This is a genomic window from Mesorhizobium sp. P160219 (assembly GCF_057786095.1).
The window spans coordinates 2329166-2348902 of record NZ_JBYNWG010000001.1 but is presented as its reverse complement, the minus strand read 5'-3'; the positions used below and the strand labels follow the sequence as shown (position 1 = coordinate 2348902).

Sequence of the window (19737 nt, the reverse complement as noted above, 5' to 3'; positions counted from 1 at the left end):
CGAAGAAAAGCTCCGGTGCGGCGGGCCGCGCCGGAGCGAGAGCCTACTTGGCCGCGTCGAGCACCGGCTGCGGCGCGTCGCGGTTGAGCGAGTCCTTCCAGCCCTGCGCGACGTTCTCCTTGGTGACGGTCAGGGCCGGGGCGACGACGAAGGCTGGTGTCGGCTGGCCAAGCAGCGACTTCATGCCGGAAGCAGCCATGGCGCGGCCGAGTTCATAGGCCTTGTCGGCGACGAGGGCTGCGACATTGCCGCCCTTGACCATGTCGAGCGCGACCGGCTCGGCGAGGTCGAGCGTGACGATCTTGGTCCTGGCGTTGCCGGCGCCGCGTAGCGCCGACAGCACGCCGTCGGCCGGCTCGGCCCAGGTCACGTAGATGCCGTCGAGATCGGGATGCTGCAAAAGCATCGCGTTGGCCAGTTCCTCGGCGCGGGCCGGGTCGGATATGCCCTGTTCGGCGACGATCTTGATGTCGGGATAGACCTTCTCGATGGTGGTCTTGAAGGCTTGGTCGCGCTGGTTGGTGACATAGTAGGCAGCGTCGTGGAAAATGTAGCCGACCTTGCCCTTGCCGCCGATCGCCTTGGCCATCGCGTCCGCAGCCTGCTTGCCCATCTGGAATAGATCGTCAGTCACGATCGAAGCGTAATCGGTGCCCTGCTTGTAGCCCTTGGGCAAGTTGGACAAGAACACCAGCTTGGTGCCGTCCTTGACCGCCTGGCGGAAGGCTTCTGCCGAGGTGACCGGGTCGAGCGGCAGCGCCAAGATGACGTTGGGCTTGGCGGCCAACGCCGTCTCGATGTCGCTGCGCTGGCGGGCGGAGTCGAACTGGGCATCCGTTTTGACCGCAATGGTGATGCCGGCGCGGGCGAATTCGTCGGTGGCGCCGGCGGTTACCGCATTGGTGAAATCGGACGAGGTGTGCCAGAGCAACGCTGCCTTGTAGCTCTTTTCCTTGAGGGCGGCGATGTCGGCATCGCTTAGGATCACGTCGGCGCTCGGCGTGGCGCTCTCGCCCTGCGGGCCGACCGTCTGTGCGGAAGCTGGGTTGGCGGCAAGCATCAATCCGCCGGCAAAGGCGGCGGCGATCAGTGTCTTCATCGGCATGTCAGTTCTCCCATTTTGCTTCGTTGGTGGTTCAGTCGGCCACGCCGCAGTAGCGGGCCATGAAGGCGGCGAAGCCGACTATGCCGGCGAAATATTCCTCGACATCGACGTGCTCCTCGAATGTGTGGCAATTCCTGATGTCGCCGGGCGCGCAATAGACGGCAGGAATACCGAGCTGATTGATGATGAAGGGGGACTCCGACCAGAACGGTGCGCCCTCGATGACGCCGCGTCCGCTCATTGCGCCGGCCATCGCGTCGGACAGCATGGCGACTTCCGCCCGCGTTTCGCCGATCTCGGCAGCGGTGCCGCCCAGCCTGTGGTCGCGGCCGGCGGGGTAGGCGAACTCTACCGAAATATCCGGATCGGTGATCGCGCCGCGCACGGCAGCCTCGATCTCGGCGGCGGCGGTGTCGAGGTCTTCGCCAGGCAACAGCTTACGGATCAGCGAGAGCGTGCAGCGCTCGGGAACGGCAATGTAGCCGCCGCCGGCAAGCCCGGTGATAAGCAGGAAGCCGCGCCCGACCAGTTTGTGCTCGGCGCGCGCGGCGACCTCATCCGAATGCTTCCAAAGCGCCGTCATCGCGGCATGGCTTGCACGGAGCGCATCCTTGCCGAGTTCTGGCACACCGAAATAGGCGGATTTGCCGGTAATCGAGATATCGGTGATGAAGAAGCCGATCTGCGCCGCATAAACGGCCAGGCGGGTCGGCTCGACATAGACGCTGAAATCGGGTGCTGTGACCTCGCCGGTCTCGATGCGTCCGACGAAGTGCTTGATCCCGGCGGAAATGCCGGTGCCGGGCTGGCCGCTCTCCTCGTCGCCGATGAAAGCGAAGGCGACGTCGCCCTTGAGGCGAACGCCTGCCTTGTCGAGCAGCGCGAGTGCCGCAAGCGAAGCAGTGATGCCGGCCTTGAGGTCGCCGGAGCCTCGGCCCCAGACAGCACCATCAATGATCGGGGCGGCGAACGGATCCTCACGCTCGGTGCCTGCCCAATGCTCGCGCCAGCCGTCGACATGGACGGTGTCGGTATGGCCGATGAACAGCAGGCGCTTTCCCTGGTCGGCCCCCTTGCGCTCGCCCCAGATGTTGGGCCGCCCAGGAAGGAATTCCGTCCTGGTCAGGCCGCTGAGGTCAAGGTCGCGCATCCTGGCTTCGAGGAAGTCGACGAAGTTGGCTTCGTTGCCGGTGATGCTCTCTCGGCCGATGGCGCGGCGAAACAGCGTTAGTGCGTCGTCACGGTCGAGCGCTGCCTGCAGGCGGGCGGTAATATTGCGAGTCATATCGCGGCCTCCTTCAGCGCGGCGGCCTGGGCAGGCGGCAGCGAAATCCGGCCATCAGGCGCGTCGACGCCGAACAGCGTGTTGTGCAACTGGCCAAGGCCGATTGCCGCCGCGCCGATGAGGGCTGCGCGTGCGCCGAGTTCGCTCGCCTCGACCCTGACCGGATAGGGGAAGCATAGCGGCAGAAGCGCCTGCACCCTGGACAGGATTTCGGGCCGCAACCCAATCGAGCCGCCGAGGATAAACTTTTCTGGATTGGCGATTGCCGCGATTGCCGCAACGCCTTGCGCCAGATGGCGGGCAGTTTCGTCGAGCACGGTGAGCGCGTCCTTGTCGCCAAGCGCGGCATTCTCGAATATTGCCGGCACGGAGACCTGCCTGCCGGCGAGGGCGTGGTAGCGATCGGTCATGGCGTGGGTGGCCACCGCGCGTTCGAATGCGCCGGTGCGCAGTGATTCCTCGGCGAAGGGATCGGCCCCGATCGGCATGAAACCGATCTCGCCGGCGGCGTGCCCAGCACCCCGCACCAGATGGCCGCCCAGCATCAGCCCGCTGCCGATGCCGGTGCCGAGCGCGATGTAGGCGAGATTGTCGATGCCCTGGCCTTGGCCGAGCCAGTTCTCGCCAAGCACCGCGAGGTTGACGTCGTTTTCGATCATCACCGCGACGCCGAGCGCTTCTTCGAAGGCATCCAGCACATTCATTGTGTCGAAGCCGGCGATGTTCGGCGCCATTAGGATGCGGCCGGTGGCCGGGTCAGGAGCGCCAGGCGCGCCGATGACGGCCAGGCGTATCTTCTTGCGCGCGACGTGCTGTCTGGCCGCGGCATCGAAGGCCAGCGCTGCAATCTGATCGACGACGAACTGGCCGCCGCGCGGATCGGTCGGTGTGGCGGCTTCGGCAAAGATCTGGCAGGCAAGGTCGGTCAGCGCGACCCGCACCTTGGTACCGCCAAGGTCGACGGCGATGATATAGGCTGCGTCGTGGACCAGTTCGTAGGTAACGGCGGTGCGCCCGACATGGCCGCTGGTGCGGCCGGTTTCCTGGACCCAGCCCTCCTGCTCGAGCCCGCGCATGATTTCGGAGATGGTCTGCTTCGACAGGCCCGTCAGCTTGGCGATCGAGGCGCGGGAGATCGGCCCGCCCTGGACGATCGCTTCCATCACGGAGCGCTGTGAGAACTGACGGGATATGCGCGGCAGGTCAGTCACATTGAACTCCGGTTAATTCGTTCTATGACCGAACTTATTATTCGGAACTGGACCTGTCAATGTATGTTCGCGAGCGGCGGTTTTTGCGTACGCGAACATTGATCCGGAGGCAGGATTCAGGCGCGTTGCTGCTGTTCGGCAGAAGATAAATGCGGTCAGCGAATGGCTAGATCAGCTTCTTGAATCATTGGACGAACAGCTTCGTAGCCATTGACGAATAATGATCATGCTAGTCTTGAGGGTCACTGTTTTCTACAGGAGATCAATACAGCGGATGGTCGCCGGTCCATATCTCTCGTATCTCTCGTATGGGTCTGTCGAACCAAAGGACTTGGCTTCGAGAATATCGGTGATGTACCGCGGGTCTGCCTCCTGCCTCCCAGTGAATGGCTCAAATGGGGCCGGCAGCGGAACGTCCGCTTGCAGTTTGCAAACGTGGATAGCTACATACCGCTTTCACTTGCAAAGGCGCGTTTGACGCCAACTGGGCTGGCCCGAAGCCGACATCTCCGTCCAGCATAGTCCGACCATGTTCGGCGCAAGCTGCTCGCTTGAACCGTGGGATAGAATTCCGCCAATTTCAGGCACGTGGTTGTCAGGCGCCCACCGAACTTGACAAGCAGTCTTGCAGGAACTGCGTCGAGCACTGAACGTTTGACCAAGCGCGGGCATCTCCGCCTTGGCTAAGGACCATCAATGTTCACGTTCATGTTTGCCACCGGCATCGAGAACAGCACCCCCACCATTCGACAAGGCCGGGAGCGCGTCGACGAAATGGAAAAATGCCGCTTCTACGAACGATGGCGTACCGACTTCGAACTGGTCCAGGATCTCGGGGTGCATTTCCTCCGCTACGGACCGCCCATCCACAAAACGTGGCTGGGTGACGGACGGTACGATTGGGCATTCGCCGATGAGACCTTCGCGGACCTGAAGGCGAAAGACATTCTTCCGATCGTCGACCTTTGCCACTTTGGCGTGCCGGACTGGATTGGCAACTTCCAGAACCCGGACTTTCCGACACTATTCGAGCACTACGCCAGGGATTTCGCGATGCGCTATCCGTGGATCCAGCTCTTCACCCCAATAAATGAGATGTTCATCTGCGCCACCTTTTCGGCCCGCTGGGGATGGTGGAACGAACAACTGAGCAGCGACACTGCCTTCGTCACCGCCCTCAAGCACATCGTGAAGGCGAACGTGCTTGCCATGCGGGCGATTCTCGAGGTGCGGTCGGACGCCATCTTCATTCAGAGCGAATCCTCGGAATACTTCCACGCCGATTCTCCCGAGGCGGTCGGCAGAGCGGAACGGTTCAACAGCGAGCGTTTCCTGTCGCTTGACCTCAACTACGGTCATGACGTCGACGCGCACACCTATCGCTATCTTCTCGAAAACGGGATGACGGCCGAAGAATACAGTTTCTTCCTGGAAAGCCATCTGCGCAGGCATTGCGTGATGGGCACCGACTATTACCAGACCAACGAACATCGGGTTTGGGCAGACGGAACGACGTCCGGGTCCGGCGAGGTGTTTGGCTATGACGAGATCACGCGGCAGTACTTCAACCGCTACCGGCTTCCCGTAATGCATACGGAGACCAACATCAGCGAAGGCCCCAATGGAGACGAGGCCGTCTATTGGCTGTGGAAAGAGTGGGCCAACGTGCTGCGGATCCGCAACGATGGCATCCCCATCGTAGGCTTCACCTGGTACTCGCTGACGGATCAGGTGGACTGGGACAGTGCGCTTCGGGAGAACAACGGACGGATCAATCCGCTCGGCCTCTATGACCTCGACCGAAATCCGAGGGCGGTGGGGCGCGCTTTCAAGGCGCTGATCGCGAACTGGAACAAGCTGTTGGCCACACAAAGTGTCTGCCTTGCTTTGCCGGTCTTTCTTCCCTCACAGCAAGACGATGCCATTGTTCGCGCGCAACAGGATTATGCGCGCAGCCTGCTGAGCGTGGATCGGGTCGCTGAAGGCTGGACTGAACCACTTGCTGCTCCCCAGAAAGAGGTCGAACCCGATGCGCCTGGATAACAAGACTGCATTGTAACCGGTGCTGCAAGCGGCATTGGACTGGCCATCGCCATGCGGTTGGGCACCGAAGGTGCACGGGTGAGCCGACGTGGGTGGAGGCAAGGTCGAGAAGGCGCGCATCGGTTCGACAAGGGGCGCGCCGGGGAGGCCGCTATCACGGTGCTGTCGACTTGCGCTCACGCGTTCGGCAGGTTGGTAATAATCGTCAACAACGCGCCGGCCTGATAATCTTTAACCATTGAGGCATTCACTAGAGCGGGCTGGCTGAAGGTGCTGAGCGTCGACCTGCTGGGAGCAATTTATTTCGCCGGAAAGGCATTCGCTCATATGACATCTGGGGGCGTCATCGTAAAACATATTGAGTGTGCGCGGTCGAGACGAGCTCCGCATGTCGAGCTATACGCCGCGGCAAAGGCCACCCTCCTGTCTCTAACCGAGACCCGACGCAGTTCGCACCTTGGCCGACTGGGCATGAATCCGGACGATTACCGAACCAAATGGAACCTGCCTCGCAATTACCCGATGGTGGCACCCAACTATTCGGGAAGCGTTCCGCATATCGCCTCTAACACCCAGTAGCGGACAGCTCTCGCCTGAGGCGTCAGTCGTCGTTGAAGCGCTCCGGCATCGCATTCGAGGCCAAGGCTGGTGCACAAGGATCATGACATCGAATTCCACTCTTTACAGGAACAAGTGCCTTTCCTCGGGATTAGGATTCGACGCCGCAACGGCGTCGAACCCCAAAGGAGACTCACATGAAACGTAAGATTTTGACAGCTACAGCGATCTCTCTCTGTCTCGCCACCGCGGCCTTGGCGCAGTCGTCGGGAACATCCAGCGGCACGAACGGAACGTCCGGCTCATCGGCCGGGTCCAGTATGAGCTCTACGTCCGGCTCCGGCCAAAGCGGTATCCCGAGCGGCTGGGACAGCAAGCTCTCCGGCTCATTCTTCAGCGACGCCAATTCGGGAAGACTTCTGTCGCAGGATGAGATCCGCAAGAACTGGTCGTCCCTGAGCTCTGAACAGCAGGCACAGGTTCGCTCCGACTGCTCGAGGATGACGGCCAGTAACGGCACTGGCTCTGGCACAATGACCGGCACGTCAGGTAGCTCGGCTTCGACCGGCAGTGATACAACGGCGAGTATCGGCACCGGCTCTGGCACAGCCACCGGCACTTCAGGCAGCTCTGGTTCGACCGGCAGTAACACCACGGCCAGCAACAGCACTGGTTCGGGTACAACCACCGGCACGTCGGGATCCTCGAATACAGCTGGCGATACGACCGCCAGCACCAGCACGGGTTCGGGCGCGAACTCGGCTGCTCAAATGGCTTCGATGCGGCAACTCTGCACTCAGGTTCAAGGGATGTGAGTGAATGCGGCGCTCCGGGCCGGCTTGGCCGGAATAAGAAGAGGCCTTGAAGGCCCGGGCATCGCTTTGGTTTGGTAGCCATTTCGGCGCTGAAGTCGGCCGGAGACCGGGGTGACAACTCGGCGCTTGTCGCGCTGCTTTTCTATCGCCGGCGACCGTCACTCGCCAATAGCGCGCTTCGCGTCGAGACACTTCTCCCGGCTGAGGCAAGCGAGATTCCGTCCCGTCCATACCTGCCAAGATAGACCGTCTCGCGGCCTCCGTTGAGCCTGTAATCCAGCCGAAAGGAGATCGCGCCACTAGGCATGACGCGAACATACATGCCGTCACGGTCCGCAATCTTGTAGATTTCTCTTTTGGTTCAGGGCTTTAAGGGCGACGTCCGTCAGCATTCCCCGGTACCTCCTGAAAAGTACCGTCAGTACAATTTCGAGGCTCTTCGGCAGAACATTCGTTTTATCTCCAGTGCCTTAAGGCATCAAAAAACACCGTCAGAGCCTCATTGGATCTGACGGTACTTCGAAAAATCTGAGCTAGCAATTTGCGGAAGGTCCGTCAGCCGGTCCGTCAAATCCAATCTCCGCACCGATTGTCGCTGATTGTCTCCGAATGGATTTATACGTGTTATCAAATGGTTGTGGCGTACAATGGCGTGTTTTCGGCGGCGTTTGAGTGGGCCTGAATCACTCCCACTCGATGGTGCCTGGCGGCTTTGACGTCACGTCGTAGACGACGCGGTTGATGCCGCGGACTTCGTTGATGATGCGGGTGGCCGCCGCGCCGAGGAAAGCCATGTCGTAGTGGTAGAAGTCGGCGGTCATGCCGTCGACGGACGTCACGGCGCGCAGGGCGCAGACGAATTCGTAGGTGCGGCCGTCGCCCATCACACCGACGGTCTGCACCGGAAGCAGCACGGCGAAAGCCTGCCAGATGGCGTCGTAGAGGCCGGCCTTGCGGATCTCGTCGAGATAGATGGCGTCGGCCTCGCGCAGGATTTCGAGCTTTTCGCGGGTGATACCGCCGGGGCAGCGGATGGCAAGGCCTGGTCCGGGGAACGGATGGCGGCCAATAAAACTTTCGGGCAGGCCGAGTTCCTTGCCCAGTGCCCTCACCTCGTCCTTGAACAGTTCGCGCAGCGGCTCGACCAGCTGCATGTTCATGCGCGCCGGCAGGCCGCCGACATTGTGGTGCGACTTGATGGTCACCGACGGGCCGCCGGTGAAGGAGACGCTCTCGATGACGTCGGGATAGAGCGTGCCTTGCGCCAGGAAATCGGCGCCGCCGAGTTTCTTGGCCTCTTCCTCGAACACCTCGATGAACAGCCGGCCGATGGTCTTGCGCTTCGTCTCGGGGTCGGACTCGCCTTCCAGCGCGGAGATGAATTTTTCCGACGCGTCGACAAGGATCAGCGGCAGATTATAGTGCTGGCGGAACATCGCCACCACGCCGGCGGCCTCGTCCTTGCGCATAAGGCCATGGTCGACAAGAATGCAGGTCAGCTGGTCGCCTACCGCTTCGTGGATCAGCAAGGCAGCGACCGATGAATCCACGCCGCCCGACAGCGCGCAGATCACCTTGCCCTTGCCGACCTGTTTGCGAATTGTCTCGACCGCATGCTCGCGATAGGCGCGCATCGTCCAGTCGCCTTCGATGCCGGCGATGTTGTGCACGAAGTTTCTCAGCAGCCTGGCGCCATCCGGCGTATGCACAACTTCCGGGTGGAACATGATGCCGTACATCTTGCGCGCGACGTTGCCGAAGATGGCGAAAGGCGAGCCTTCCGACTTGCCGAAGACTTCGAACCCCTTGGGCAGCGAGATGACGCGGTCGCCATGGCTCATCCACACCTGGTGGCGCTGGCCTGGCGCCCACAGGCCCTCGAACAGCGGGCTGTCCTTTTCGATCTCGACGAAGGCGCGGCCGAATTCGCGATGGTTCGAGCTTTCGGCGACGCCGCCCATCTGCACGCAAATGGCCATCTGGCCGTAGCAGATACCGAGCACAGGTACGCCGGCATCGAAGACGATCTGCGGCGCGCGCGGGCTGCCGATGTCCGATGTCGAGGCGGGACCGCCCGACAGGATCACGGCTTTCGGATTGATGCGCTTGAAGGCAGCTTCGGCCGATTGGAACGGCACGATCTCGGAAAACACGCCAGCCTCGCGGATGCGGCGGGCGATGAGTTGCGTAAACTGGCTGCCGAAATCGACAATCAGGACTGTATCGGGATGATTGGCTGTCGTCATGGCGAGCCTTTAGAGAAAGAAACGAGTCGGCGCAATGGGGTGCGTAGCCCGACTTTCAGAGCGCTGCCGGCTCTTGCCCAGGCTGCTCCTTGTGTAGCGTGCCGGAGCCGATGGCCTGTTCGAGGCGCACGACTGCATCCGCCAGCTTCTCGTCGATGACATGCAGATATTCGGTCCAGTCGCCAACGTGGCGCAGATCGGCTGCACCGTCTGAAATGCCGCGCAGGCCGATAAGCGGGATATCGAACAACTGGCAGGCGCGCAGGCAGGCGAAGGTTTCCATGTCGACCATGTCGGCGGCGATGGCGTCATAGGCGGCACCGGTGATGATGGCGCCGCCGGTCGACAGGCTGGCTTCTTTAATGCCCGGTATCCTGAATGATAGCGGGACGGTCACCGGCAGGTCGAGGAACGGCGTCGCGCCTTTTTCGAAGCCTAGCGGCGAAGCGTCGATGTCGCGATAGCTGACCGAGACCGCCTGGTAGATTTCCGTCTGCTCCAGTGTGCGGCTGCCGGCGGAGCCGAGCGAGACGACGAGATCGGGCAGCGTCTTCTCAGACTTCAGCCATGACAGTTCGGCGCCGAGCCGCACACCTGCCTCGACCGGGCCGACGCCCGTCATCAGCGGCGTGAACAGTTTTTGCAGATGCGGACCGTACTCGGCCTGCGCCGCCATGACGAAGAGGACGTCCTTGCCACCAATTCGCGTAATTTTGGCCATCAGCCTGCTATCCCGTCACGGCCAACCACCGTCATCATCGTGCCGGTCATGGTCGCGATCAGCTTGGCCTCGCCATCGGCGGCAAAGGCGTAGGCCTGGCCGTCGGCGACGATGATGGTGCGGCCGGGCTTGGTCACCGAGCCGCGGAACAGGAAGCGTTCGCCCCGGCCGGGCGCCAGGAGATTGACCTTGAACTCGATGGTCAGCACGCCGGAATTTTCCGGCATCAGCGAGAACGCGGCGTAGCCGCAAGCCGAGTCCAGTGCGGTCGAAATCACGCCGGCATGCAGGAAACCATGCTGCTGCGTGAGTGCGGCCGAATAGGGCATTTCGATCTCGATGATGCCCGGCGTCACAAGCGTCAGTTCGGCGCCGATGGTCGCCATCGCCTGCTGGCGCGCGAACGACGCCCTGACGCGGTCCTCATAATCGGGTGCGGGTACGATCTTTGCTGCCATGGCCATCGCCCTGATTTATCTGCAAAGCTTATCGCAGACGCCTGAACGCCACGCAAATGCTTTTGCTGCACTGCAGCAAAGCACTCAGTTCAACAGGAGCAGCGACGCGTTGAGCAAGGTGGCGAAGGCTACCCACGCGGCATAGGGCGCAAACAGCCAGCCGGAAACCCGGTCGCGGTTCCACACCGTGGCTATGAACAGCGGAATGCTGGCGAGAAGAGCCAGGATCACGACCAGTGCCGGCCCCATCTGTTTGGCGCCGAAGAAAGTCGGCGACCACGCGAAGTTCAGAACAAGCTGGAGCGCCCAGATCTTCATCGCGGCGGCTGCTCGTTCCCGCTCCCATGTCCGCCAGCCGGCCACGGCGATCAGCACATAGAGGAGCGTCCAGGCCGGCGCGAAGACCCAGTTGGGCGGGTTGAAGGGCGGCTTGGCGAGCGAGGCATACCATTCACCCGGCAGCGTCGCATAGCCGATCAACAGGCCGCCGCCGAGCACCAGAAGGAGGAAAAGCAGAAGCGACACATATCTTTGCAAGAATTCTACCCCGTCTGGCGGCCGACGCCGCGCATCTGCAACTGGAGCGCTATGTCAGCCTGTCAATCGCAGCGTCAATTCGCCCGACGCAGCGCACAGAAATAGAAGCCGTCGGTGCCGCTCAGAGCCGGCGACAGCGAGATATCGCTTGTCTTGCCGATCCGGGCGGCCGCTGCGTGACCGGGGAAGCTGGCATCCCAGAGCGCGCGATGATCGACCGGAACGAAGCCCTTGTGCCGTTCGCGAAAGGCGGCGATCTGCTCGCCATTCTCCTCGTCGAACACCGAACAGGTGATGTAGACCAGCAGGCCGCCGGGTTTGACATAGGCCTTGGCCGCGTCGAGGATCGCCGACTGCTCGCCCTTGCGGGCATCGAGCTGTCTCTGCGTCAGCCGCCATTTGGCGTCGGGACGGCGCCGCCAGGTGCCGCTGCCGGTGCAGGGCGCATCCACCAGCACGATGTCCATGTGGCCTGCGAGGGGGCTGAGCTCGGCCGGCTTGGTGACGACCTGGACGTTGCGGTTTTCCGAACGGCGGATGCGGTCGAAGATCGGTGCCAGCCGCGCTTTTTCGGCATCATGGGCGAAGACCTGGCCTTTGTTGGCCATCGCCGCCGACAGCGCCAGCGTCTTGCCGCCGGCGCCGGCGCAGAAATCGAGCACCTGCATCCCGGCTTGCGCGCCGGCAAGGGCGGCAACGATCTGCGAGCCTTCGTCCTGGACCTCGAACCAGCCTTTCTGGAAGGCCGGCTCGGCCTGTACGTTCGGGTGCCTGCCGTCGCCGTCGATGGGCGGGATGCGAATGCCTTGCAGAGCGATAGCGGCCGGTTTGGCGCCGGTGTCGGCCAATTCAACCAGCACCTTGGCGCGGTCGGACTGCAGCGTGTTGACCCTGATGTCGAGCGGCGGGCGGGTCGCCAGGGCCGCCCCTTCCGCAACCCAGTCTGCGCCAAAGGCTCGTTCGAACAACGGCGCGCACCAGTCGGGTATGTCCGCCCGCACCGCCTCCGGCGCGTCTTCAGGCCGGCGCTCGGCCAGCGCCTGCAACTCGGCGGCGCTGAGCAGCGGCGGCGCGAACTTGTCACCCTGGAGCGCATCGTTAAGCGATTGCGGCGTCTGGCCCCATTCGATGAGCAGCGCGCCGAAGCCGATGGCGCGGGGCGTGTCTTCACCCAAAAGCCAGCCGGCGGAACGTTTGTGGCGCAGCGCGTCGTAGACGATGTTGCCGATCGCCGCGCGGTCGCCGCCGCCGGCAAAGCGATGCGACAGGCCCCAATCTTTCAGCGCATCGGCCACCGGCCGGTGGCGCCGGCCAATGTCGTCCAGCACTTCAATGGCTGCCGCCAGCCGTCCGCCCAGTCGCATTCGTCATTCCATCTATCGAGCACAGTATCTTTCGGCCTGCTCTTAGAGCGTTTCGCGTCGAGATTGAACCCCGCTTGAATTTCGCGGCGACGAGGCCTTCCGCTCGCGGCCGACAATTTCCCCGCCGGCAAATGTCCGCCCGCCGGCGATAACAAATCTCAAATATATGCAAGGTCTCTAATGTTGGTAACTGGCCGCCGTAAGCACGATCTGTGGCGCAATTGCTCTGCTTTCCAAGCTTTTGCGTTGGGAATACTCTTTGCGCCATGATTCGCGGCGCGGAAAAGCGGACCGACGGATCGATACGAGGAGAGGGCAATGAAAACGTATCTTGCGGAAGTTCTAGGGACATTTCTATTGGTGTTTATCGGCACGGCGTCGGTGGCGACGGGTGGCTTTCTCGCCGACTTGCCGCTGGGCCAGGAAGCCATCGGCCTGGCGTTCGGCATCGGCCTGATTGCGGCGGCTTACGCGGTGGGTCCCATCTCAGGCGCACATCTCAACCCGGCCGTCACGCTCGGCGTCTTCCTTGCCGGCCGGCTGCCGGCCAAGGATGTCATTCCTTACTGGATTGCACAAATCATCGGCGCCATCCTGGCCTCGCTGGCGCTGTGGATCATCGTCTCCGGCCAGACCGGCGGGCACACCACCGGTTTCGGCGCCAATGGCTGGGACGTGGCGAAGTGGGGGACGAGTTCGGCCTTCCTGTGGGAGCTGATCGGCACCTTCACCTTCGTCACCGTCATCCTCGGCGTCACCGCCGAGAAGCACTCGACGGCGTTCGCCGGCCTGGTCATCGGCCTGACGCTGGCCGGACTGCACTTCGCAATGATCCCGGTGACCGGCACCTCGCTCAATCCGGCGCGTTCGATCGGCCCGGCGCTGTTTACCGGCGGCGCAGCCCTCAGCCAGCTCTGGCTGTTCATCGTTGCGCCGCTGATCGGCGGCGCAATCGCTGGCGTCGTCGCCAAGGCACGCATCTTCGAAAAGGACTGATTTCGAAGCCTGCGAAAACGAAGGGCGCGGGCCTCGGCCCGCGCCCTTCGTTTGGGAGGTTGTATCAGGGAGCGATGTCGAAACGGTCGGCGTTCATCACCTTGGTCCACGCCTTGACGAAATCGCCAACGAATTTCCGCCCGGCATCCGCCGACCCGTAGACCTCGGCCAGCGCGCGCAGCTGCGCATGCGAGCCGAAGATCAGGTCGGCGCGTGTGGCGGTCCACCTGACTGCCCTGGTCTTGCGGTCGCGTGCTTCGTAGACCTCATGCGAGCCGGGCTCGGAGGCCGGATCCCAGATGGTGCTCATCGAGAGCAGGTTGACGAAGAAGTCGTTCGTCAGCGTGCCCGGCCTGTCGGTCAACACACCATGCTTCGAGCCGCCGGTGTTGGCGCCGAGCACGCGCAGGCCACCAACCAGCACCGTCATCTCCGGCGCCGTCAGGTTGAGCAGTTGCGCCCGGTCGACCAGCATGGCTTCGACCGACATCGGCGGTTTGCCCCTGACATAGTTGCGGAAGCCGTCAATTTTCGGCTCGAGCGCCGCAAAGGAATGGACGTCGGTCTGCGCCTGCGAGGCGTCGGTGCGGCCGGGCGTGAAGGGGACCTTCACCGCATTGCCGCCATCCGTTGCGGCTTTCTCGACCGCGGCGACGCCGCCGAGCACGATGAGGTCGGCCAGCGAGACCTTCTTGCCGCTTGCGTTGAACTCGTTCTGGATGGCTTTGAGCTCCGCCAGCACGGTGGCCAGTTCGACAGGCTGGTTGACCTCCCAGTCCTTCTGCGGCGCCAGGCGAATGCGCGCGCCATTGGCGCCGCCGCGCTTGTCGGAGTTGCGGAAGGTCGAGGCCGAGGCCCAGGCGGTCGAGACCAATTGCGAAACGCTGAGGCCCGAAGCCAGGATCTTGGCCTTCAGCAATGCAATGTCCTGGTCGCTGACCAGCTCATGGTCGACGGCCGGAACCGGATCCTGCCAGATCAGCTCTTCCTTCGGCACCAACGGGCCGAGATACCGCACGACCGGCCCCATGTCGCGATGGGTGAGCTTGTACCAGGCACGGGCGAAGGCATCGGCGAACTGCTCCGGATGCTCATGGAAGCGGCGCGAGATCTTCTCATAGGCCGGGTCGGCCCGCAGCGCGAGGTCGGTGGTCAGCATTGCCGGCGCATGACGCTTCGAGGGATTGTGCGCGTCCGGCACCGTAACCGCGCCAGAGCCGCCCTTCGGCGTCCACTGATGGGCCCCGGCCGGGCTCTTGGTCAGCTCCCATTCGAAGTTGAAGAGATTGTCGAAGAAGTTACTGCTCCACTGGGTCGGCGTCGTCGTCCAGGTAACTTCGAGGCCGGACGTGATCGCATCGCCGGCAATGCCGGTGGCATGCTTGCTCGACCAGCCGAGGCCCTGCGCCTCGATGCCCGCGCCTTCCGGCTCGGCGCCGACAAGTGCTGCATCACCGGCCCCATGGGTCTTGCCGAATGTGTGGCCGCCGGCGATCAGCGCCACGGTTTCCTCATCGTTCATTGCCATGCGCGCGAAGGTCTCGCGGATGTCGCGGGCCGAGGCCAGCGGATCCGGCTTGCCGTTCGGCCCTTCCGGGTTGACGTAGATCAGGCCCATCTGCACCGCGCCGAGATGGCCGTGCAGCTCACGGTCGCCGGAATAGCGCTTGTCGTCGAGCCACTTGGTTTCCGAACCCCAGTCGACATCCTGCTCGGGCTCCCAGACATCGGCGCGGCCACCGGCAAAGCCAAAGGTCTTGAAGCCCATCGATTCCAGCGCGACGTTGCCGGTGAGAATCAACAGGTCGGCCCAGGAGATCTTGCGGCCGTATTTCTGCTTGACCGGCCACAAAAGCCGGCGCGCCTTGTCGAGATTGGCGTTGTCCGGCCAGCTGTTCAGCGGCGCGAAACGCTGCTGGCCCGCACCGGCGCCACCCCGGCCGTCGCCGATGCGATAGGTGCCGGCGCTGTGCCAGGCCATGCGGATGAACAGCGGCCCGTAATGGCCGAAATCGGCCGGCCACCAATCCTGCGAATCCGTCATCACCTTGTGCAAATCCTCGATCACCGCATCGAGGTCGAGCGTCTTGAACTCCGCGGCGTAGTCGAAAGCTTCGCCCATCGGGTCCGAAAGGCTCGACTGCTGGTGGAGAACGCCGATGTCGAGCTGGTTCGGCCACCAGTCGCGGTTGGTCCTGGCGGAGGTTCCATGCGCGACCGGGCATTTGCCGGCGCTGTTGTCGTCGGTCATCGCGTCCATCTTGGCCTCCGAATTGCTGATTTATGTGTTGTTTTTTCCGGGCCGGCCGGGAGCCGCGCCACTCTGGAATGGTTCCAGACTAAGCCGTCTCTTCGATAAAAACAAATTGCCTTTCCTGTTTGTTGCGATAGGCTTTCCTTATGATTGGCTTGACCGTGCGGCAGATGCAATACTTCGAGGCTTTGGCGCAAACGCTGCATTTCGGCCGCGCCGCAAAACTTGCCGGCGTCAGCCAGCCGGCGCTGTCCGCGCAGATCGCCGAGATGGAGCAAAGGCTGAACTGCCGGCTGTTCGAGCGCGGCGGCAAGACGGTGCGGATGACGGAAGAGGCGGAAGCGCTGCTGCCACGCATCGAGCGCATCCTGCGCGACATCAGTGATGTCGAGACGACGGCCCGGCGCGGCCGCCCGGCCATGGAAGGCCGCTTCCGGCTGGGCATCATCCCGACCGTGGCACCCTATCTGCTGCCGCATGTATTGCCGGAACTGAAACGGCATTTTCCGTCCCTGCAACTCGAACTGCGCGAAGCAGTCACCGCATCGCTAGTCGAGGACACGGCAACCGGACGGCTCGACGCCTTCATCGCCGCGCTGCCGCTCGACCAGCCCGGCCTGGTCACCGAAGAACTGTTCGCCGACCGCTTCTTCCTCGCCGTGCCAGCCGGAGATCCAGCCTTCGCCTCGCCACCGGTGCCGCCGGAAAGCCCGGCGCTGGAGCGGCTGATGCTTTTGGAGGAAGGCCACTGCCTGCGCGAACAGGCGCTGGCCCTGTGCGGCAGCGTGCGTCCCGTAGCGATGGCAAGCTACGGCGCCACCAGCCTGACGACGCTGCTGCAGATGGTGGCGCATGGTCTCGGCGTCACGCTCATCCCCGAAATGGCGGCAAGGCCGGCCAGCGCCATGCCGGACCTCAAGATCGTGCCGTTCCAGGAGCCAATGCCGCAACGCACGATCTGCCTCGCCTGGCGCCGCAACAAGGTGCGGCATGATGAATGCGTGGAACTGGCGAAGATCATTCGGGGGTTGGATGCGGCGGTGCTGGGGGTGTGAGTCGTTCGGGTCTTAGATGGCGCCTTGGGAACCCCGAAAAGAAACTCAAATCAGGCGCGTTCGAGAATACCCGCCTTGATGGTTGGTCGCCAGATCGCACCAAAGCCTCAAGGGATAAATACCAGAAATACATACGTAAAAAACACAACGGCATGGACGATTCCGGTCAGGAAGGTCGTCCTTTCGTTGCTAAAGCTTACGCCGCATATGAAAAGCGCTAAAACCAAAAGTACGGCGTCAGCTTCCGGGAGCCCCAGGGTCAACCCTCGTCCCGTAAGCAGGCTGGCTGCTGCGACCGCAGGTATCGTCAAACCAATCGTGGCGCAAGCCGAACCCATTGCGACATTCAGGCCGCGCTGCAGCTCATTGTTGAGTGAAGCGCGAACCGCCGAAATGGCTTCCGGCATCAAAACCAGACCCGCGATCATTGCCCCCACAATGCTGTCAGCCTGGGTCACCTGGTAAGCAACGAGCGCATTTTCAACACTTGCGGCGACCTGCTCGGCGAGCATGACAATTCCGATCAGTCCGATTACCAGGAGCAGAGCGCTGGAAGAGATGCTTTTGTGAGGGGCGGTTCGCGCCGAAAGGTCGTGTGCCAGTCCTTCGATGAAATCGTCCCGGTGCCGGACTGTCTGCGCGAACACAAAGCTTGCATAGAGCAGCACGGAAAGAACGCTTACCAGGCCAAGCTGAGCTGCCGAAAATGTGCCGGGATCGGTGGTCCGCGTGTAGGTCGGCAGGATAAGCGTCATGACGGTCAGTGCGGCCAAAACCGCCAGATATGCGCTGGTCCCTTGCCGGACAATTGCCTGCTTGCGATGCCGCCAGCCGCCAAACGTGAGACACATTCCGACAACGCCGGTGGAGGCAATCATCACTGTCGAGAAGACCGATTCACGTGCAAGCGTGGGGTTGTTCTCTCCATGCAGCATCATGGAAACGATGATCGACACTTCGATTGCCGTCACGGCAAAAGTCAGCACCAATGTGCCGTAAGGCTCCCCCACACGGTGGGCCACCGCCTCGGCGTGATCGAGCACCACGAAAATAGTGATGAACATGATCGCACTCGAGAGCGCTCCGACGAGAATCCTGACGCTCGGCGAACCTTCGTCCACCGATAGCCCGCTGACTCTGACCGCAACGGCCAGTGCCAGCGCGGCCAAAGGCATCGCATAGGAAGTCGCTGATCGTGCGAAACCAGTCATTCAAGCCCCAATGCGTTCGGCGAACCTTGCGGAAGCCTGTCGAGCACCCCAATGTCGTTTCGAAGCCCGGCAGTCCCGTCCCCGGCGTTCAACCCTCAAGCCGTCTTCTGCACCACCAGCCCCAGTTCCTCCACCATCGCTTCCCGCATCAGAAACTTCTGCGGCTTGCCCGTCACCGTCATCGGCAGTTCGGTGCGGAAGCGGATGTAGCGGGGGATTTTGTAGTGGGCGATCTGGCCGGCGCAGAAATTCTTGATCTCCTGCTCGGTGGCGATCTGGTTGGGCTTCAGCACGATCCAGGCGCACAGCTCCTCGCCATATTTGGCGTCGGGAATGCCGAACACCTGCACCTCCTTGACCTTGGGATGGCGGTAGAGGAATTCCTCGACCTCTCTGGGATAGACGTTTTCGCCGCCGCGGATGACCATGTCCTTGACCCGGCCGACAATGTTGCAATAGCCCTCGGCGTCGATGGTGGCGAGATCACCGGTGTGCATCCAGCCGTCGGCGTCGATCGCCTCGCGGGTTTTTTCCGCGTCGTCCCAGTAGCCTTTCATGACGGAATAGCCGCGGGTGCACAGCTCGCCCGGCGCGCCGACGGCGACGGTGGCGCCGTCGGCGTCGATGGCCTTGACCTCGACATGCGGATGGATGCGGCCGACAGTGGAGACGCGTTTTTCCAGCGGATCGTCGACGCTGCTCTGGAACGAGACCGGGCTGGTCTCGGTCATGCCGTAGGCGATGGTCACCTCTTCCATATGCATCAGCGTCACCACCTTCTTCATCACCTCGATCGGGCATGGTGAGCCCGCCATGATGCCGGTGCGCAGGCTGGAGAGATCGAAGCTGGCGAAATCCGCATGGTCGAGCATGGCGACGAACATGGTCGGTACGCCGTAGAGGCCGGTGCAGCGTTCCTGCGCCACCGCCTTCAGCGTGGCGCCGGCGTCAAAGCCCTCGCCCGGGAAAACCATGGTCGCGCCCTTGGTGACGCAGCCCATCGTGCCCATCGACATGCCGAAGCAGTGATAGAGCGGCACCGGGATGCAGAGCCGGTCGTCGACGGTGAGCCTGATTGCCGCGGTGACGAAATTGCCGTTGTTGACGATGTTGGTGTGGGTCAGCGTCGCGCCCTTGGGCGCGCCCGTCGTGCCTGATGTGAACTGGATGTTGAGGGCTTCGCCCGGCTTCAGCCCTTCGGAGATGCGGTCGAGGCTGTCATGCTCGTCACGGCCGGCCATCGACAGCACGTCGGCGAAATTGAACATGCCGGGCGAGTTGTCATCGCCCATGCGGATGACGATCTTCAGCGCCGGCAATTTCTGCGCCTTGAGCTTGCCGGGGGTGGCCTTGGCGAGCTCCGGCGCCAGCGTCTCGATCATGCCGAGATAGTCGGAGGTCTTGAAACTGGCGGCGGTGACCAGCGCCTTGCAGCCGACCTTGTTGAGGGCATATTCGAGCTCGGTCAGCCGGTAGGCCGGGTTGATGTTGACCAGGATCAGGCCGATGCGAGCGGTGGCGAATTGGGTGACCAGCCATTCCCAGCGGTTGGGCGACCAGATGCCGACACGGTCGCCTTTTTCGAGGCCGAGCGCCAGGAAGCCGGCGGCGAGCGTATCGACCGTGTCCGACAATTCGCTCCAGGTGAAGCGCTTGTCCTGGCCGACGAAGACGGCAGCATCCTGCGTGGCGTATCTGCCGACCGTGTCGGAGAAAAGCTGAGGGATCGTCTTGTCGAGCAGCGGCACCGAACGGTCGCCCGACACATGTGCCCGGCCGTCGAGCGGAGCGATGAACGCCCTGCCGCGCCCGCGCAGATTGGTGGCGTTCTTGAGCTCGTCGAGATTAATCGCCATCGCCGTTTCCTCCCGATGAGTG

16 protein-coding genes and 1 pseudogene are annotated in these 19737 nt (G+C 62.6%); 4 read left to right on the top strand and 13 right to left on the bottom strand.

All coding sequences use genetic code 11. The features are described from left to right. Positions 1-43 precede the first annotated feature (43 nt). From AC3EMP_RS11295 to AC3EMP_RS11285, 3 genes are read right to left on the bottom strand one after another with little or no spacing between them, the layout of a single operon-like run. Positions 44-1105, bottom strand: coding sequence for a substrate-binding domain-containing protein (locus AC3EMP_RS11295; protein ID WP_023726198.1), 1062 nt, complete (start codon positions 1103-1105; stop codon positions 44-46). Positions 1106-1136: 31 nt separating this feature from the next. Further along, a complete protein-coding gene (locus AC3EMP_RS11290) occupies positions 1137-2390 on the bottom strand; it encodes a M20 family metallopeptidase (RefSeq protein WP_352712831.1) in 1254 nt (417 codons plus the stop codon). After that, positions 2387-3601 carry an ROK family protein gene (locus tag AC3EMP_RS11285; protein ID WP_352712832.1) on the bottom strand — a complete coding sequence of 405 codons (1215 nt, stop codon included), beginning with the start codon at positions 3599-3601 and terminating at the stop codon, positions 2387-2389. The genes AC3EMP_RS11290 and AC3EMP_RS11285 overlap by 4 nt, the downstream gene beginning before the upstream one ends. 696 nt (positions 3602-4297) lie before the next feature. Here AC3EMP_RS11285 and AC3EMP_RS11280 point away from each other — a divergent pair. Beyond that, complete coding sequence (locus tag AC3EMP_RS11280; RefSeq protein ID WP_352712834.1) at positions 4298-5644, top strand: family 1 glycosylhydrolase; 1347 nt, start codon at positions 4298-4300, stop codon at positions 5642-5644. Positions 5645-5881: 237 nt separating this feature from the next. Beyond that, the gene (locus AC3EMP_RS11275; protein WP_460221634.1) at positions 5882-6223 is read left to right on the top strand and encodes an SDR family oxidoreductase; all 342 of its coding nucleotides are present in this window, start codon (positions 5882-5884) and stop codon (positions 6221-6223) included. A gap of 172 nt (positions 6224-6395) precedes the next feature. On the opposite strand, the gene AC3EMP_RS11270 is transcribed toward AC3EMP_RS11275, so the two are convergent. From AC3EMP_RS11270 to AC3EMP_RS11240, 7 genes and pseudogenes are all read right to left on the bottom strand, one after another. Continuing rightward, positions 6396-6938 carry a protein TonB gene (locus AC3EMP_RS11270; protein WP_245260041.1) on the bottom strand — a complete coding sequence of 181 codons (543 nt, stop codon included), beginning with the start codon at positions 6936-6938 and terminating at the stop codon, positions 6396-6398. A 240-nt stretch (positions 6939-7178) separates the two neighbouring features. After that, a pseudogene (locus AC3EMP_RS11265) lies at positions 7179-7409 on the bottom strand (Arm DNA-binding domain-containing protein); the annotation flags it as partial. A gap of 291 nt (positions 7410-7700) precedes the next feature. Further along, positions 7701-9263: a glutamine-hydrolyzing GMP synthase gene (guaA, locus tag AC3EMP_RS11260; RefSeq protein WP_352712836.1), complete on the bottom strand. Its 1563-nt coding sequence runs from the start codon at positions 9261-9263 to the stop codon at positions 7701-7703. A 55-nt stretch (positions 9264-9318) separates the two neighbouring features. After that, positions 9319-9984 carry a 5'-methylthioadenosine/S-adenosylhomocysteine nucleosidase gene (locus AC3EMP_RS11255; RefSeq protein ID WP_352712837.1) on the bottom strand — a complete coding sequence of 222 codons (666 nt, stop codon included), beginning with the start codon at positions 9982-9984 and terminating at the stop codon, positions 9319-9321. Next, positions 9984-10442 (bottom strand): PaaI family thioesterase, encoded by a 459-nt coding sequence (locus tag AC3EMP_RS11250; protein WP_023686843.1) that lies wholly within the window; start codon positions 10440-10442, stop codon positions 9984-9986. Before AC3EMP_RS11250 ends, AC3EMP_RS11255 begins: the two co-directional genes overlap by 1 nt. 84 nt (positions 10443-10526) lie before the next feature. Beyond that, positions 10527-10979 (bottom strand): TspO/MBR family protein, encoded by a 453-nt coding sequence (locus AC3EMP_RS11245; protein ID WP_352712839.1) that lies wholly within the window; start codon positions 10977-10979, stop codon positions 10527-10529. Between the two features lie 74 nt (positions 10980-11053). Then, entirely contained in the window at positions 11054-12343 is a 1290-nt protein-coding gene (locus tag AC3EMP_RS11240; protein ID WP_352712841.1) for an RsmB/NOP family class I SAM-dependent RNA methyltransferase, read from the bottom strand. 318 nt (positions 12344-12661) lie between these two features. Here AC3EMP_RS11240 and AC3EMP_RS11235 point away from each other — a divergent pair, with 318 nt between their 5' ends. After that, the gene (locus AC3EMP_RS11235; RefSeq protein ID WP_023681822.1) at positions 12662-13339 is read left to right on the top strand and encodes an MIP family channel protein; all 678 of its coding nucleotides are present in this window, start codon (positions 12662-12664) and stop codon (positions 13337-13339) included. Positions 13340-13403: 64 nt separating this feature from the next. On the opposite strand, the gene katG is transcribed toward AC3EMP_RS11235, so the two are convergent. Further along, on the bottom strand, positions 13404-15599 hold the full coding sequence (gene katG / locus AC3EMP_RS11230; RefSeq protein WP_023751745.1) for a catalase/peroxidase HPI: 2196 nt from the start codon (positions 15597-15599) through the stop codon (positions 13404-13406). Between the two features lie 140 nt (positions 15600-15739). Here katG and AC3EMP_RS11225 point away from each other — a divergent pair, with 140 nt between their 5' ends. After that, on the top strand, positions 15740-16648 hold the full coding sequence (locus AC3EMP_RS11225) for a hydrogen peroxide-inducible genes activator (protein WP_352712729.1): 909 nt from the start codon (positions 15740-15742) through the stop codon (positions 16646-16648). A gap of 107 nt (positions 16649-16755) precedes the next feature. On the opposite strand, the gene AC3EMP_RS11220 is transcribed toward AC3EMP_RS11225, so the two are convergent. Together AC3EMP_RS11220 and AC3EMP_RS11215 are read right to left on the bottom strand one after the other, a co-directional pair. Beyond that, positions 16756-17859 (bottom strand): calcium:cation antiporter, encoded by a 1104-nt coding sequence (locus AC3EMP_RS11220; RefSeq protein ID WP_023704465.1) that lies wholly within the window; start codon positions 17857-17859, stop codon positions 16756-16758. A gap of 95 nt (positions 17860-17954) precedes the next feature. Beyond that, positions 17955-19715: an AMP-binding protein gene (locus AC3EMP_RS11215; protein WP_352712731.1), complete on the bottom strand. Its 1761-nt coding sequence runs from the start codon at positions 19713-19715 to the stop codon at positions 17955-17957. Positions 19716-19737: the final 22 nt, after the last annotated feature.